Annotated in this window: 14 protein-coding genes; 5 read left to right on the top strand and 9 right to left on the bottom strand. The window is 60.2% G+C overall.

Annotation, left to right across the window (positions count from 1 at the left end; genetic code table 11):
- Positions 1–89: 89 nt before the first annotated feature.
- From FQ187_RS24830 to FQ187_RS24820, 3 genes are read left to right on the top strand one after another with little or no spacing between them, the layout of a single operon-like run.
- The gene (locus FQ187_RS24830; RefSeq protein ID WP_149631499.1) at positions 90–1,334 is read left to right on the top strand and encodes an exonuclease SbcCD subunit D C-terminal domain-containing protein; all 1,245 of its coding nucleotides are present in this window, start codon (positions 90–92) and stop codon (positions 1,332–1,334) included.
- Positions 1,331–4,972, top strand: a complete 3,642-nt coding sequence (locus FQ187_RS24825; protein WP_149631498.1) for an AAA family ATPase — start codon at positions 1,331–1,333, stop codon at positions 4,970–4,972. The genes FQ187_RS24830 and FQ187_RS24825 overlap by 4 nt, the downstream gene beginning before the upstream one ends.
- Entirely contained in the window at positions 4,969–5,565 is a 597-nt protein-coding gene (locus tag FQ187_RS24820; protein ID WP_149631497.1) for a glutathione S-transferase, read from the top strand. The genes FQ187_RS24825 and FQ187_RS24820 overlap by 4 nt, the downstream gene beginning before the upstream one ends.
- Before the next feature lie 7 nt (positions 5,566–5,572).
- Here the strand turns inward: FQ187_RS24820 and FQ187_RS24815 are convergent, their stop codons facing one another.
- The 9 genes from FQ187_RS24815 to FQ187_RS24780 form a co-directional block, all read right to left on the bottom strand.
- Positions 5,573–5,830, bottom strand: coding sequence for a hypothetical protein (locus FQ187_RS24815; protein ID WP_149631496.1), 258 nt, complete (start codon positions 5,828–5,830; stop codon positions 5,573–5,575).
- A complete protein-coding gene (locus FQ187_RS24810; protein WP_149631495.1) occupies positions 5,827–6,039 on the bottom strand; it encodes a hypothetical protein in 213 nt (70 codons plus the stop codon). The genes FQ187_RS24815 and FQ187_RS24810 overlap by 4 nt, the downstream gene beginning before the upstream one ends.
- A gap of 115 nt (positions 6,040–6,154) precedes the next feature.
- On the bottom strand, positions 6,155–6,280 hold the full coding sequence (locus FQ187_RS30550) for a hypothetical protein (protein WP_256667424.1): 126 nt from the start codon (positions 6,278–6,280) through the stop codon (positions 6,155–6,157).
- 208 nt (positions 6,281–6,488) lie between these two features.
- Positions 6,489–6,668: a hypothetical protein gene (locus FQ187_RS24805; protein WP_149631494.1), complete on the bottom strand. Its 180-nt coding sequence runs from the start codon at positions 6,666–6,668 to the stop codon at positions 6,489–6,491.
- Between the two features lie 155 nt (positions 6,669–6,823).
- A complete protein-coding gene (locus FQ187_RS24800) occupies positions 6,824–7,993 on the bottom strand; it encodes a lactonase family protein (protein ID WP_149631524.1) in 1,170 nt (389 codons plus the stop codon).
- The gene (locus FQ187_RS24795) at positions 7,986–8,282 is read right to left on the bottom strand and encodes a DUF5629 family protein (RefSeq protein WP_149631493.1); all 297 of its coding nucleotides are present in this window, start codon (positions 8,280–8,282) and stop codon (positions 7,986–7,988) included. Before FQ187_RS24795 ends, FQ187_RS24800 begins: the two co-directional genes overlap by 8 nt.
- Positions 8,283–8,380: 98 nt before the next feature.
- The gene (locus FQ187_RS24790; RefSeq protein WP_149631492.1) at positions 8,381–9,961 is read right to left on the bottom strand and encodes an aldehyde dehydrogenase (NADP(+)); all 1,581 of its coding nucleotides are present in this window, start codon (positions 9,959–9,961) and stop codon (positions 8,381–8,383) included.
- Positions 9,962–9,971: 10 nt separating this feature from the next.
- Positions 9,972–10,964: an AraD1 family protein gene (araD1, locus tag FQ187_RS24785; protein WP_149631491.1), complete on the bottom strand. Its 993-nt coding sequence runs from the start codon at positions 10,962–10,964 to the stop codon at positions 9,972–9,974.
- Between the two features lie 21 nt (positions 10,965–10,985).
- The gene (locus FQ187_RS24780; RefSeq protein ID WP_149631490.1) at positions 10,986–12,308 is read right to left on the bottom strand and encodes an MFS transporter; all 1,323 of its coding nucleotides are present in this window, start codon (positions 12,306–12,308) and stop codon (positions 10,986–10,988) included.
- A 193-nt stretch (positions 12,309–12,501) separates the two neighbouring features.
- On the opposite strand from FQ187_RS24780, the gene FQ187_RS24775 reads away from it, so the two are divergent.
- Complete coding sequence (locus FQ187_RS24775) at positions 12,502–14,238, top strand: IlvD/Edd family dehydratase (protein WP_149631489.1); 1,737 nt, start codon at positions 12,502–12,504, stop codon at positions 14,236–14,238.
- Between the two features lie 201 nt (positions 14,239–14,439).
- Positions 14,440–15,159 carry a FadR/GntR family transcriptional regulator gene (locus FQ187_RS24765; protein ID WP_178122760.1) on the top strand — a complete coding sequence of 240 codons (720 nt, stop codon included), beginning with the start codon at positions 14,440–14,442 and terminating at the stop codon, positions 15,157–15,159.
- Positions 15,160–15,237: the final 78 nt, after the last annotated feature.

Here is a 15,237-nt window from a genome sequence, read left to right as displayed (position 1 = left end):
CATCCCCGGTCTTTTGCCAGTAAACTCCCTCCCCTTTAGCCGCCATCATTTTCCTCGCGGCCATCACCTTATTCCCTACGGAGTTCACCTTGCGTCTGTTTCACACCTCCGACTGGCACCTCGGGCAAAACCTGCACGGCCAGGAACGCGATTTCGAACACGCCTGCTTTCTCGAATGGCTGTTGCGCCAGCTGAAGCTGGACCAGCCTGATGTGCTGCTGATCGCCGGCGATATCTTCGACACGGTCAACCCGCCGGTCAAAGCCCAGGAACGACTCTACGACTTCATCGTCAGCGCCCATGAACAACAGCCGAAGCTGACCATTGTGATGATCGCCGGCAACCACGATTCCGGCTCGCGCATTGAACTGCCCGCGCCGTTGATGCGGCGTTTGCGCACGCATGCGCTGGGTCGTGTGCTGTGGCTGGATGACGGTCAACTCGACGCCGAGCGCCTGCTGCTGCCATTGCCGGATGCCAAAGGCAAAACCGTCGCCTGGTGCCTGGCGCTGCCGTTCCTGCGCCCCGCCGAAGTGACCGGAGCGCATTTGGGTGACAACTACCTGCGCGGCATCGGTCAGGTTCACGAATGGCTGATCGAAGCGGCTAATGCCAAACGCAAGCGGGGTCAGGCCCTGATCGCCATCAGCCACGCGCACATGGCCGGCGGTTCGGTGTCGGAAGACTCCGAGCGCAGCCTGATCATCGGTAACGCCGAAGCGCTGCCCGCCAGCCTGTTCGGGCCGAGCATCAGTTACGTCGCCCTCGGTCACTTGCACAAGCCGCAGAAGGTCAATGGTGAAGAGCGTATCCGCTACAGCGGCTCGCCGATTCCGTTGTCGTTCTCCGAGATTGGCTATCAGCACCAGATTCTCGACATCAAACTCGAGGGCGAAACCCTGGTCAGCGTCGAACCCAAACTGATCCCCCGGGCGGTGAATCTGCAACGCATCGGTCCCGCTCCATTGGCGGAAATCCTGCTGCAACTGGCCGACTTGCCGAACATCGACCTGCTGGCCGATATCCAGCGCCAGCCGTGGCTGGAAGTTCGGGTGCGCCTCGATGAGCCGCAACCCGACTTGCGTTTTCAAGTGGAAACCGCCCTGCAAGGCAAAGCCGTGCGCCTGGTGCGGATCGCCGCTGAATACGCCGGCAACGGCAGCCGCGATGGCGTCGATGACGGCACGACCTTGATCGAACTCGACCAGCTCTCACCTCAGGAACTGTTCAGCCGCGCCTGGCAGGACAACTACGGCAGCGAGGTCGACGAGCAAACGCTCAAGGACTTCGCCGAGCTGTTGCAAGACGTGCAGATGGAGAGCGAACAACCATGAAGATCCTCGCGATCCGCCTGAAAAACCTCGCCTCACTGGCCGGTCCCTTTGAAATCGACTTTACCGCTGAGCCGTTGGCCAGCGCCGGTCTGTTCGCAATCACCGGGCCGACGGGCGCCGGTAAAAGCACCTTGCTCGACGCCTTGTGCCTGGCGCTGTTCGGTGCTGTGCCTCGGCTGAGCAATGCTCAGGTGTCTGCCAAAGCGCCAGACGCCGACGGCGAGATCAGCACTGGCGACCCGCGCACGCTGCTGCGTCGCGGTACCGGTGAAGGTTATGCCGAAGTCGATTTCGTTGGCATCGATGGCCGTCGCTACCGCGCTCGCTGGGAAGCTAATCGCGCCCGTGAGAAGGCCGGCGGCAAGCTGCAAGCCAGCCGCCAGAGTTTGCGCGACATCGATCTGGATCAACTGCTGGCCAGTCAGAAAGTTGAATTCAAAACCCAGCTCGAATCCGTACTGGGCCTGAACTTTGAGCAATTCACCCGCGCGGTGCTGCTAGCCCAGAGTGAGTTCAGTGCTTTTCTCAAGGCTAACGACAACGAACGTAGCGAACTGCTGGAAAAACTCACCGACACCGCGCTCTATACGCGCCTCGGTCGCCGGGCGTTCGACAAAACCAAAGAGACTCGCGAAACCCACAAGCTGTTGCAGGACCAGGCCACGGGCGTGACGCCGCTGTCGCCGGCAGCACGCGCGGAACTCGATGAACGCTTCAACGAGGCTCAGCAGCTACTCAAGACCCAGCAAGCGCAACTCAAGCAACTAGAACTGCAACATATCTGGCTCAAAGACTTGCGCCAGTTGCAGGACGAGCAGCAGAGCGCCACCGAGCAGTTGCAATCGGCCCAGCAGCGTTGGGAAGGTCTGGCCGGCGAACGTTTGAAGCTGACTCGCCTGGAGCAACTGGCCCCACAACGGCACCAGTTCGCCCGCAAGACCGAACTCACTGCCCAGCTCACACCGCTGGCCACGCAGATTCAGCAACACACCCAACAGCAAACCGAACTGAATGAGCGCCAGACACAACTCGAACACAGCCTGAGCGCTGCGCAGTCCGCGTTGGTCGAGGCCCAAAGTCAACACACCTCAAGCGCTCCGCTGCTGCGTCAGGCCTTCGAAGAGCAAAGCACCCTCGCTCGCCTGGTCAAGGATGCCGGCCTCAGTGCCGACCTCAGGCAGCATGCGGAACTGGCCTGCACTCAGGGCCAAAACACGATCCAAGGCTTGCTCGACCAACAAAAACAGGTCGCCGAACGTTTGCAGCGGATTGCCGGGGAGCTTGAGCAAAGCACCCCTCTGGCGCCCTTGAGCGATGCCTGGAGCGCCTACCGTGATCGCCTGCAACAGCTGATGCTGATCGGCAATCGCCTGAACAAGGGCCAGGCTGAACTGGCCGCCCTGGAGCAGAGCGCCGCTCGCGCTGCCGAGGATCTGTCCACTCAGCACCAGAGCCTTGAAGTGCTGTACAAGGAGGCCGGTGCCGAACCGGAAGCGGTGGCCGAGCAGATTCAGATTCTCGGTAGTCTGTTGCAGGATAACCGCAAGCAACAGCGGGCCTTTGAAGAGCTGACGCGCCTGTGGGCCAGTCAGCAGGAACTGGACAAGCGCGCGTCCGAACTTCAGCAGCGCCAGCTGACCTCTCAGCAAGAACGAGAACGTCTGACCCAGGACGGTGTAAAAACCAAGAACGAATTGGTCGTTGCCGAACAGACCCTGACCGTCACCCGCGAACTGCTGGAACGCCAGCGCCTGGCCCGCAGCGCCAGCGTCGAAGAACTCCGCGAGCAGTTACAGGATGATCAGCCGTGCCCGGTCTGTGGCAGCCCCGACCATCCTTATCATCAGCCCGAAGCCCTGCTGCAAAGCCTTGGCCGGCATGATGAAAGCGAACAGGCCAACGCACAGAAAGCCGTCGACCTGCTGAAAGAAAAGCTCACTGACCTGCGCGCTGAAGTGGGCGGCGTGATTGCGCAGCAAAAAGAGTTGCTGCAACAACAAGAACACCTCGCGACTCAGCAGCAGAGCCTGGCACCGAGCCTTGAAGCACATCCGTTGTCTGCGCAGCTGCTCACGCAGGATGCGCTCAAACGCGATGCCTGGCTGACGCAGCAAAGCAGTCAGCTAAACCAGAGCATCACTCAGGACGAACAACGGCAAACCGCCCTGCTCACCCTGCAACAGGACGCCGCGCGCCTTCAACAGCAACTGCGTAGCGCTGAAGCGGCGAGCCAGCAAGCTGCCCAATACCTGGCCAACCAGCAACGTGAGTTGAGCAGTGATCGCCAGCGTCTGGACGAGGAGTTGACGGCGTTCAGCAACCTGCTCCCGGCCGACACGCTGCAAGCGCTGCGCAACGAACCGGCCGCGACCTTCATGAAATTGGACCGGCAGATCAGCCAGCGCCTGGAACAACTAGATCAGCAACGCGATGAACTCGGCGAACAGCAACAACGGCAGCAGACGCTGGAGAAAGAACAGGACCGCCAACTCACTCGCCTCCAGCAGTTGGAAACGACCCGCCAGCAGTTCACCGCCCTCGCCGACCAGCAACAGGCCTGCCAGCAAAAACTCACGCAATTGCTCGGCGAACACACCAGCGCCGAGCAGTGGCAGCAGCAATTGGATCAAGCCGTCGAACAGGCGCGCAATGCTGAGGCGACGGCCAATCAGGAACTGCAAACCGTGCGTACGCGGCTGGTGCAGCTGGGCGCCGAACTCAACGCCCAGCAGGAACGTTCGCAGGCACTGGAAACCGAAGATCGCGAGCTGAGCGGCAAGATTGCCGACTGGCGCGCCTTGCATCCGGAACTGGATGACGGTGGCCTGGAAGCGCTGCTGAGTGTCGACGACCAGCAGGTCAGCGAACTGCGTCAGCAATTGCAGCAAAGCGAAAAAGCCATCGAACAGACCAAGGTTCTGTTGCAGGAACGCGATCAGCGCCTGCTCAATCATCAAGCACAGCACAACGGCAATCTCGACGCCGAACAGCTGGCGACGGCGCTTGCCGAATTGCAAAACCTGTTCACCGCCAGCGAACACCGTTGTGCCGAACTGCGCGCCGAACAGGCCGAGGATCAGCGCCGGCAAAACGCCAATCAGGCCCTCGCGCAGCAGATCGCCGATGCCTACACCGAATACCAGCGCTGGGCACGTTTGAATGCACTGATCGGTTCGGCCACGGGGGACACCTTCCGCAAGATCGCCCAGGCCTACAACCTCGACCTGTTGGTGCATCACGCCAACGTTCAGTTGCGGCAACTGGTGCGGCGCTATCGCCTCAAACGTGGCGGCAGCATGCTCGGGTTGTTGGTAATGGACACCGAGATGGGTGATGAACTGCGTTCGGTGCATTCGTTGTCCGGCGGTGAGACGTTCCTGGTGTCACTGGCTCTGGCCTTGGGCCTGGCATCGATGGCGTCGAGCACGCTGAAAATCGAATCGCTGTTCATCGACGAAGGCTTCGGCAGCCTCGATCCGGAATCCCTGCAACTGGCCATGGATGCTCTCGACGGCTTGCAAGCGCAGGGACGAAAAGTCGCGGTGATTTCACACGTGCAGGAAATGCATGAACGGATTCCGGTGCAGATTCAGGTCCGCCGTCAGGGCAACGGCCTGAGTACGCTGGAGGTGAAATGAATACGCTGTATTCCTTCCGCCGCTGCCCCTACGCGATGCGGGCGCGCATGGCCCTGCGCTACTGTGGCGTTGCGGTGAATATTGTCGAGGTCAGTCTGAAGGCCAAACCTGCCGAAATGCTGGCGCTGTCGAGCAAAGGCACGGTGCCGGTGCTGAGCGTCGACGGTCAGGTGATCGATGAAAGCCTGGCGATCATGCACTGGGCGTTGGCGCAGAGCGATCCGCAGGATTGGTTGCTCAAGGATGATCCTGTCGGGCAGCAACACATCGCCGGGTTGATCGAAGAAAACGATCAGGTGTTCAAGGTGCATCTGAATCGCTACAAGTACGCCGAGCGATACCCCGAGCAGCCAATGGCGTTTTATCGCGCCGAGGGCGAGGTGTTTTTGCGCAGGCTCGATGAGTTGCTGGGGGGGCGCGACTACTTGCTGGCCGAGCATCCGTGCCTGGCGGATGTGGCACTGATGCCGTTCGTGCGGCAATTCGCCCATGTGGATCGCGAGTGGTTCGGGCATACGCCCTATCACCGTTTGCAGGCCTGGTTGCAGCGGTTTCTGGAGTCGGAGCTATTTATTGGCGTGATGCAGAAATAACACCGACTCAGGCCAACGCTTTACACATCTCTAACGCCGAGCAATCCACCTGGAACGGCCCGAAAAAACTGCCTTGGCGTTTGATCGGCGGATTGCCGGCCAGCAGCCCCAGGGCTTTCGCGGTTTCAATGTTACGAGCAAGGTTGTGATTGGCTTCGATAGTCCGTGCCACCGACCCCGCCGAGGCCTGTCCGATCCCCAGCAAGGAAGATCCATTGGTCATGAACGCCAGGAAGGCGATGACCCAAAGTCTGTGCCCTTTCATGCTCCGGCGACTCCTGCGAGTTCAGCCTGATCGACCATCGCATTTTGCGAACGGTGTTCAAACTGGATGCCGGGATGAGCGACTTGAATCGGCGCTTCAAGAGGTTGGCGCGATTGAGGCGAGAGGCTGACAACCAGCATCAGGACCACATAAAGGGCGATAGCCGGGTAGGCGCCGTGTTTGGCAGAAGTGATGATTGCACTGGCCATGATGTTCTCCGCAGGCATGTTTCGATGCCCACAGAATCGATCAATAAAGCGGTGATAACCACTCAGGGTTATCCATAGTAACCATCAGCTTCGTTAATCATTAAGCCAGTCTATTTCAGTCTTCAATAAAACTCATCAAGCGCTCGCGGGCCGCATCCGGCTCGTCTGGAACGGGCTCGGCAGCCGAAAGAATGGGGGTGGAATAGAGAAACAGAAGAACCACGGCCAGACGCATTGCCATGCTGTCGATCCTTATCATGAGAAGGAGTCAAAAAATCAGCGTCAAATTTAAACTTATGGCCACGTGATATCAAGGAATACATTGATAGCAATATGATGCTGTCGTAAACGCGTTATGCAGGAGCGACATCACTCAGGTTTCTCAAAGCTTTTCAGCTCGATCGGCGCAAGTGACTTCGCTCCTGCATAAAGGGTGCAGGGTTCAAATTTCAGGCTTGGGTCTTGTGATCCAGAGCCGCGTAAAAGTTGGCGCTCTGCTGCAGGTATTTCTGGGTGTAGCTTTGGGCGTGGGATTTTTTGTCGCTGATTTCAGCGTTGGCGCTGGCTGGCAGAGCAACGGTGGCCGAGATGGCAGAAGCAGCGATGACGGAGAAGAGATTGAAGTTCATGATGGTGTTCCTCGGATTCAGTTGGCTTGCTTGCCCGGTGGGGCCGTGAAGCAAACTTAACCTTCGAGGTTGGCGCCTTGAAATCTTTTGTAGCATTAGCAGATATCAGCGTCATTAATAGAAGGATGCAGGCCCCATCAACCGGGGCCTGCGGCCTATTGCCGCACCAGGAACTTGAGGTCGCTCGGGGCGTCCATCGGCAGTTTCTGCACGGTTTTACCCAGCAGGCCAGTCTGTGAATCGCGCTCGACGACGACAATCTGGTTGCTTTTCTGATTGGCGATCAACAAGAACTTGCCACTCGGATCAAGGCTGAACTCGCGCGGGTGATCACCTTCTACGGAACGGCGCTGCAGCTCCTTGAGGTGCCCGGTCGCAGGATCAATGGCGAACACCAGCAGCTGATTGGCGGTGCCACGGTTGCTGACGTAGAGGAACTTGCCATCGCTTGACGCGTGAAGTGCAGCGGCTGCCTTGTCCGAAACGGGCTGACCCGTCGCCAACTCAACCATCTGCGTTTGCTCGAGTTTGCCGTCCTTGTAATCGAACACCGCAACCTGCGCGCTCATTTCCATGGTCAGCCACGCGTGCTTGCCATCGGCACTGAACAGCAGATGACGCGGCCCGCTACCGGGTGGCAACTGGACGGACGCCGGTGTAGCCGCGGTCAATGGCAGTTCCGGGTTGGCCTTGGGGTCGAAGCGGTAGGCAAAGATCTTGTCGGCGCCCAGGTCATTGGAGAACACATACTGGCCGTCCGGCGAGGAAACCGTGGAATGCACGTGGGCCGACATCTGCCGCCCGGGATTGACCCGGCTCGATGGATGGCTGCTCATCTGCACCACGGGTTTGAGCTTGCCATCGGCGCCCACCGGCAATACTGCCAGGGTGCCACCCGGATCTTCAGCCACCGAATAGTTGCTGACAAACAGGTGACTGGCTTCAACGCTGAGGCCCGAATGCGTCGGCTCGTTGCCCAGGCTCTGCACCTGATTGATCAGGCTCAGCGCATGGGTTTCGGGATCAATCGCATAACTACTGACGCGCCCTACCGGATCGGTCTGTCCCGGGCCGTTTTCGTTGACCACGAACAGGTGACGCTGGTCCTTGGACAGGGTCAGCCAGGACGGGTTTTCGCTCTTGATCACTTGCAGTGGTTTGGCGTCGATCTGCCCGGTGGCGGCGTCGAAGTTCAGGCGATAGATCCCCTGGCTCTGACCCGCTGTGTAGGAACCGACCAGCAACTGATAATCCTCGGCCGACGCAGCCTGAAAGCCCATCGCACCGACGCTGCCGGCGATCAACAGCGGCCAGAGCTTATGCATCCTCATTCGCTTCTTCCTCGTCGTCATCACCGCGGAACGCGGTCATGCACACCAACCGGTGCTCGCCGGAACCGCCGGTGATCAGCCAGCTTTGCAGGTCTGGATCGAAGGTCGCGGCCTGGACCTCGGCTGGGGTGAACTCCCAGTGCTTGGACACACGACCGTCCAAGCACTCGATGTGCAGGTTATCGTCTTCATCGAGGGAGAATTCGAAGGCGTGCAGCCCGTCGATTTCCACCATATCGCAGTGTTCGAGGGTGGCGAGCAAGGTATCGGTTGGGGCGGTCATGGTAGTCAATCTTTGAAAGGGAAAGACGCAATGATAGCTCATTGCGCCTCAGTCCAATGTGGGAGCAAGCTCGCTCCCACAGGGATTGTGCTCGGACGTTACAGCGCGTCGCGGGACGGTTGGCCATCCACCAACCGCTGAATGCGCAGCGGATTGCCATTCTTCAAGGCATCCGGCAGCAGGCTGTCGGGGTAGTTCTGGAAGCACACCGGGCGCAGAAAACGGTCGATGGCCAAGGTGCCCACCGACGTGCCGCGCGCATCGGAAGTTGCCGGATACGGACCGCCGTGGACCATTGAATCGCAGACTTCCACGCCAGTCGGATAGCCGTTGAACAGGATCCGTCCGACCTTCTGTTCCAGCAACGGCGTCAGCTCAGCGAACTGCTCGAAGTCCGTCGGCTCGCCAATGATCGTCGCCGTCAGCTGCCCGTGCAGGCCGTTCAATGCAGTACTGAGTTGCGCCTGATCGGCGACTTCGACGAACACCGTGGTCGGGCCGAATACTTCTTCCTGCAGCACTTCATCGCCATTGATCAACAGGCTGACATCGGCCTTGAACAGTTGCGGCTGAGCCTGATTGCCCTGCTGTGCCTGGCCGGCCAGGTGCTCGATGCCCGGATGAGCGAGGAGTTTTTGCACGCCTTTGCCATAGCTGCTCAAGGTCCCGGCATTGAGCATCGTTTGCGCCGGCTGATCGCCGATCAGGCCCGCCATCTGTTGCACAAACGCGCTGAACTGCGGCGAACGAATACCAATCACCAAACCGGGATTGGTGCAGAACTGACCGCAGCCCTGAACCACCGAAGCGGTCAGGTCGCGGGCGACCGATTCGGCGCGGGCTTGCAGTGCCTGCGGCAACACGATCACCGGGTTGATGCTCGACATCTCGGCAAACACCGGAATCGGCTGCGCACGTGCGGCGGCCATGTCACACAACGCACGGCCGCCCTTGAGCGAGCCGGTAAAGCCAACCGCCTGAATCGCCGGATGCTTGACCAGCGCTTCGCCAACTCCACCGCCGTAGATCATGTTGAACACGCCGGCCGGCATGCCGGTTTTTTCTGCGGCGCGGATGATCGCGTCGGCAACCAGTTCGGCTGTGGCCATGTGACCGCTGTGGGCCTTGAACACCACCGGGCAACCGGCGGCCAACGCCGACGCGGTGTCGCCGCCAGCCGTAGAAAACGCCAACGGAAAGTTACTGGCGCCAAACACGGCGACCGGCCCGAGGCCGATGCGGTACTGACGCAGGTCCGGACGCGGCAACGGTTGACGCTCAGGCAACGCCTGATCGATCCGCGCACCGTAGAAATCACCGCGACGCAGCACCCTGGCGAACAGACGCATCTGGCCGCTGGTGCGACCGCGCTCGCCTTGAATGCGTGCGGCCGGCAGCGCGGTTTCGCGGCAGACCAGCGCCACAAAGTCATCGCCCAGCGCGTCCAGTTCATTGGCTATCGCATCTAGAAATTGCGCCCGACGTTCGGCGCTCAGGCTGCGATAGGTCGGATAAGCCGTGGCGGCAGCCGTGGCAGCGGCATTGACTTCTTTCGGGGTCGCCTGGAAGAAATCGAACGGCAACGCTTCGCCCGTGCTGGCGTCGGTGCTCTGTAGATTGAGTTGACCAGCCGCACTGCGCTGGCCGCCGATGTAGTTGTGACCAAGAATTCGGGTCATGCCTATCTCCTTAAAGGGTGCCAACGGTGCCGGGCTCGAACGCCGCTTCAACCGGTGCAATCCCGTTGATCAACGGTGCGCCAAACTCGGCCTGGCTGATCTCGAACACGTCACCCGGCTGGGTGCGGATGCCGTCGGCAAAGGACAGGGTCGCGGTGCCGAAGAAGTGAATGTGCACATCACCCGGGCGCAGGAACTGGCTGTACTTGAAATGGTGGTACTCGAGGTTTTCCAGGCTGTGGCACATGTTGGCCTCGCCACTGAGAAACTCGCTCTGCCACAGCACTTCACCGTTACGCAGGATGCGGCTGGTGCCTGCCAGATGCTCCGGCAGTTCACCGACCCGAAGTTCCGGGCCATAACTGCAACTGCGCAGCTTGGAATGGGCAAGGTAGAGGTAGTTCTTGCGTTCCATCACATGGTCGGAGAACTCGTTGCCCACGGCAAAACCAAGGCGATACGGTTTGCCGTCATGACCGATGACGTAGAGCCCGCTGAGCTCCGGCTCCTCCCCCGCGTCTTCGGCGAACGGTGGCAGCGGGAACGGTTGGCCCGGACGCACGACGATGCTGCCGTCGCCCTTGTAGAACCATTCCGGTTGTACGCCGGCCTGCCCCGACGTCGGTTTTCCGCCCTCCACACCCCATTTGAAGATGCGCATGGTGTCGGTCATCGCCGCTTCGTCGCCGACTTGCTGATGCATCTTGTCCCGGGCCGACGCACTGCCCAAATGGGTCAGGCCCGTACCGCTGACCAGCATGTGCGCCGGGTCCGGATGATCCAGCGGTGGCAGGATACGCAACGTGGTCAGCAGTTCTGCATAGTCATGGCTGATGCCCAGGCCCAGGGTTTTCACCTGCTGCTCAAGATTGACGCCGGCCTCGATCGCGGCCAACGCCAGGTCGCGAACCGTGCGCGCGTCCTGCACTTCGTGCACCAGACCGTCCTCGACCACACCCACCCGGCGCTCGCCATTACTCAATTCGAACTGAACTAAACGCATGAACCTTCTCCTGTTTGCAGATTAAGTACGGGTAGCGCCACGGGCGCTGGCAGCGAACTGGTCGGCCGGCAATACGTGCTTGCGTTCCAGCAGGCGATAGACCACACCGGTCAAAACCAGCCCGAACACCATCACGCCGGACAAGAAGTACAGACCCGAAGCCAGGTTGCCGGTGTATTCCTTGAGCGCGCCGATGACGAACGGACCGATGTAGCCGCCGAGGTTGCCCACCGAGTTGATCAAGGCGATCCCGGCCGCCGCACTGGCGCCGGCAAAGAAGCGGCCCGGCAAGGTCCAGAACACCGCGGTGCAGGAAAACAGCGCGAAGGCCACCAGGCACAACGCCGCCAGTTGAAGCACCGGCACCGTCAGCCAGGCACTGAGGAACAGGCCAATGGCACCCAGCACGTAAAGCACCGCCAAGTGGCCGTAGCGATCATTCAAGCGGTCGGAACTGCGCGGAATGATCAGCAACCCGATGATCCCGAAGATGTAGGGCACCGACGACACGAAACCGGTCACCAGATCCGTGCCACCGAACTGCTTGATCAGCGTCGGCAGCCACAAGCCCAGGCCGTAAATGCTCAGGGTCACCGGCAGATAGAACAGCGCCAGCAGCAAGACACGCTTGTCCTTGAGGGCGTGCAACGGATTACCGTGGCGGGTCTGGCCGTATTCCTCAAGATCCTTTCTCAGTTCGCCGGTCAGCCAGTCCTTTTCGGCCTGATCCATCCACTTCACCTGTTTCGGACCGTCCGGCAGCCAACGCAGCACCGGCCAGGTCAACAGGATCGCCGGGGTGCCGATGACGATGAACAGCCACTGCCAGCCATGCAGGCCGAGAATGCCGTCCATGCCGAGCAGACCACCGGACACCGGGCCGGTGATCAACATGGCGATGGGTTGGGAAAGGATGAATAACCCGAGGATCTTGCCGCGATGGCGCACCGGGAACCACTGGGTGATGTAGTAGAGAACGCCCGGGAAGAACCCGGCTTCCGCCGCGCCGAGCAGAAAGCGCATCACGTAGAAGCTGTGCGGTCCCTGAACGAAGGCCATGCCGATGGTGATGGCGCCCCAGGTGACCATGATCCGCGCGAACCAGCGCCGCGCGCCAAAGCGTTCGAGCATCAGGTTGCTGGGGATTTCCAGCAGAAAATAGCCAATGAAAAACAGCCCGGCGCCCAGCCCGTAAGCGGCGTCACCGATGCCGAGGTCGGCACCCATGTGCAATTTGGCGAAGCCTACGGCGGAGCGATCCACATAGGCGATCAGGTACAGCAGGATCAGGAAGGGAATCAGTTTCAGCGTGATGCGACGAATAAGCCGCAGTTCCTGGCTCATGAGATCGGTCTCCGATTGTTGTTGTTATAGAACCTCGGGGGACGCCTCTCGCGGAAAACCGCCAGGGCCATCCCTCCGTAAAAACTGACTATATAGTAATACTATTTATGCAACAACACTTCCAAACATCCGAATTTGCGCTTATGTTACGTCTCAGTTCGAACAATATAGTCATACAATAAGAGAACCGATTATGTCTGATAAGAAACCCACCCTGCGCTCCGCCCAATGGTTTGGCACTGCCGACAAGAACGGCTTCATGTACCGCAGCTGGATGAAGAATCAGGGCATCGCCGACCACCAGTTCCACGGCAAGCCGATCATCGGCATCTGCAACACATGGTCGGAACTGACCCCGTGCAACGCGCATTTCCGCCAGATTGCGGAGCACGTCAAACGTGGGGTGATCGAGGCTGGGGGCTTTCCCGTGGAATTCCCGGTGTTCTCCAACGGCGAGTCGAACCTGCGTCCGACCGCCATGCTCACTCGCAACCTGGCAAGCATGGACGTCGAAGAAGCGATTCGCGGCAACCCGATTGACGGTGTTGTGCTGCTGACCGGTTGCGACAAAACCACGCCGGCGTTGTTGATGGGCGCGGCCAGTTGCGACGTGCCGGCCATCGTCGTCACCGGCGGGCCGATGCTCAACGGCAAGCACAAGGGCCAGGACATCGGCTCGGGCACCGTGGTCTGGCAGCTCAGTGAACAGGTGAAAGCCGGCACCATCACCATCGACGATTTCCTTGCGGCCGAGGGTGGCATGTCCCGCTCGGCCGGCACTTGCAACACCATGGGCACCGCTTCGACCATGGCCTGCATGGCTGAAGCACTGGGCACTTCCCTGCCCCACAACGCGGCGATTCCTGCCGTCGACGCGCGTCGTTATGTGCTGGCGCACATGTCCGGCATGCGCGCGGTGGAGATGGTTCGCGAAGATTTGAAGCTGTCGAAAATCCTCACCAAAGAAGCCTTCGAAAACGCCATTCGCGTGAATGCTGCCATTGGTGGTTCGACCAACGCCGTGATCCATTTGAAAGCCATTGCCGGGCGCATCGGTGTCGAGCTGGATCTGGATGACTGGACCCGCATCGGTCGCGGCATGCCGACCATCGTCGACCTGCAACCGTCCGGGCGTTTCCTGATGGAAGAGTTTTACTATGCAGGCGGCCTGCCAGCGGTGCTGCGTCGTCTGGGTGAAGCCAACCTGATTCCGCATCCGAATGCACTGACCGTCAACGGCAAAACCCTCGGCGAGAACACCAAGGACGCACCGATCTACGGCCAGGACGAAGTGATCCGCACCCTAGACAACCCGATCCGCGCCGACGGCGGCATCTGTGTGTTGCGCGGCAACCTCGCACCACTGGGTGCAGTGCTCAAGCCTTCAGCCGCCAGCGCCGAACTGATGCAACATCGCGGGCGTGCGGTGGTGTTCGAGAACTTCGACATGTACAAGGCGCGGATCAACGATCCGGAGCTGGAGGTCGATGCCAACTCGATTCTGGTAATGAAAAATTGCGGTCCGAAGGGTTATCCGGGTATGGCCGAAGTTGGCAACATGGGCTTGCCGGCGAAGTTGCTGGCTCAGGGCGTGACCGACATGGTGCGCATTTCCGATGCGCGCATGAGCGGCACGGCGTACGGCACTGTCGTTCTGCACGTGGCCCCGGAAGCGGCCGCTGGCGGACCTTTGGCGACAGTGAAGGAAGGTGACTGGATCGAACTCGACTGCGAAAATGGTCGTCTGCACCTGGACATTCCCGACGCCGAACTGGCGGCGCGCATGGCCGACCTGCAACCGCCGCAGCAACTGATCGTGGGCGGTTATCGTCAGCTGTACATCGACCATGTGCTGCAGGCGGATCAGGGTTGCGATTTCGACTTCCTGGTCGGCTGCCGTGGCTCTGAAGTCCCGCGTCACTCCCACTAACACCACCAGTCCCCTGTGGGAGCGGGCTTGCTCGCGAAAGCGGTAGTGCATTCAGCATTTTTGTTGACTGACACCGCCTTCGCAAGCAAGCCCACACATTTAATCCCCGTATGCTTCAGGACAGTGCTTGCTCGGGCGACCGTCCTCGCCGCGCCTGTTATCATGCGCGGCACCCCATCGCCCAGGATCTTGCCGTTCCCCATGGATTACCGCAAACCCTCCGACCGCAAAAGCATGCACTCGCGCATCGTCCAGGAACTGGGCATGCAGATCGTTTCCGGACGCTTCAAGCCGTGTGACAAACTGCCCGCCGAAGCCCTGCTGTGCGAGGAGTACGCGGTCAGCCGTCCAGTCCTGCGCGAAGCCACCCGGGTTTTGGTCGCCAAGGGTCTGGTGTATTCCCGTCCGCGAGTGGGCACGGTGGTCAAGCAGCGCAAGGAATGGCACATGCTCGACCCGGACGTTTTGCATTGGCTGATGCAAAGCAGCCCGCAGAATGAATTCTTCGACCTGTTGACCAGCGTGCGCAGCATCATTGAACCCGCTGCCGCTGCGCTCGCTGCGCAGTTCGCCACCGACGAGGACATCGCCTCGATCGGCGAAGCCTACCAACGCATGGAGGCCGCACCGACCCCCGAAGCGCTGTTGCAACCGGACCTGGATTTTCACAGCCGCATCGCCGATGCGACTCACAACGACCTGTTGGCCAACCTGTGCAACATGCTGTCGGTGGCGATTGCCGAAGCCTTGAAGCATTCCAACCAGCGGCCGAATCTGCACGAACTGGCATTGCCACGGCACAAGGCGATTCTGACGGCGATCGAGAACCGAGATGCGCTTGGTGCGCGGCATGCCACCCTCGTACAGCTTGACGATGCGCGCAGTGCCTTGAATGCGGTGCTGGGTACCGATCCCTCATAACTACCACAAATCCAATGTGGGAGCGGGCTTGCTCGCGAAGGCGGCGTGTCAGTCAGCACAGGTGTTGAATGGTAGACC

The sequence above is a fragment of the Pseudomonas sp. ANT_J28 genome (assembly GCF_008370005.1).
Classification (GTDB): Bacteria; Pseudomonadota; Gammaproteobacteria; order Pseudomonadales; family Pseudomonadaceae; genus Aquipseudomonas; species Aquipseudomonas frigoris.
The sequence above is the reverse complement of the archived record's forward strand: the minus strand, read 5'-3'. Positions and strand labels throughout refer to the sequence as shown.

Coding starts and splice junctions, on each gene's coding strand:
- FQ187_RS24820 (WP_149631497.1), top strand. CDS start 4,969: ATGAATACGCTGTATTCCTTCCGCCGCTGCCCCTACGCGATGCGGGCG.
- FQ187_RS24815 (WP_149631496.1), bottom strand. CDS start 5,830: ATGAAAGGGCACAGACTTTGGGTCATCGCCTTCCTGGCGTTCATGACC.
- FQ187_RS24805 (WP_149631494.1), bottom strand. CDS start 6,668: ATGAACTTCAATCTCTTCTCCGTCATCGCTGCTTCTGCCATCTCGGCC.
- FQ187_RS24765 (WP_178122760.1), top strand. CDS start 14,440: ATGGATTACCGCAAACCCTCCGACCGCAAAAGCATGCACTCGCGCATC.
- FQ187_RS24810 (WP_149631495.1), bottom strand. CDS start 6,039: ATGGCCAGTGCAATCATCACTTCTGCCAAACACGGCGCCTACCCGGCT.
- FQ187_RS24795 (WP_149631493.1), bottom strand. CDS start 8,282: ATGACCGCCCCAACCGATACCTTGCTCGCCACCCTCGAACACTGCGAT.
- FQ187_RS24790 (WP_149631492.1), bottom strand. CDS start 9,961: ATGACCCGAATTCTTGGTCACAACTACATCGGCGGCCAGCGCAGTGCG.
- FQ187_RS24825 (WP_149631498.1), top strand. CDS start 1,331: ATGAAGATCCTCGCGATCCGCCTGAAAAACCTCGCCTCACTGGCCGGT.
- FQ187_RS24780 (WP_149631490.1), bottom strand. CDS start 12,308: ATGAGCCAGGAACTGCGGCTTATTCGTCGCATCACGCTGAAACTGATT.
- FQ187_RS24775 (WP_149631489.1), top strand. CDS start 12,502: ATGTCTGATAAGAAACCCACCCTGCGCTCCGCCCAATGGTTTGGCACT.
- FQ187_RS30550 (WP_256667424.1), bottom strand. CDS start 6,280: ATGGCAATGCGTCTGGCCGTGGTTCTTCTGTTTCTCTATTCCACCCCC.
- araD1 (WP_149631491.1), bottom strand. CDS start 10,964: ATGCGTTTAGTTCAGTTCGAATTGAGTAATGGCGAGCGCCGGGTGGGT.
- FQ187_RS24800 (WP_149631524.1), bottom strand. CDS start 7,993: ATGCATAAGCTCTGGCCGCTGTTGATCGCCGGCAGCGTCGGTGCGATG.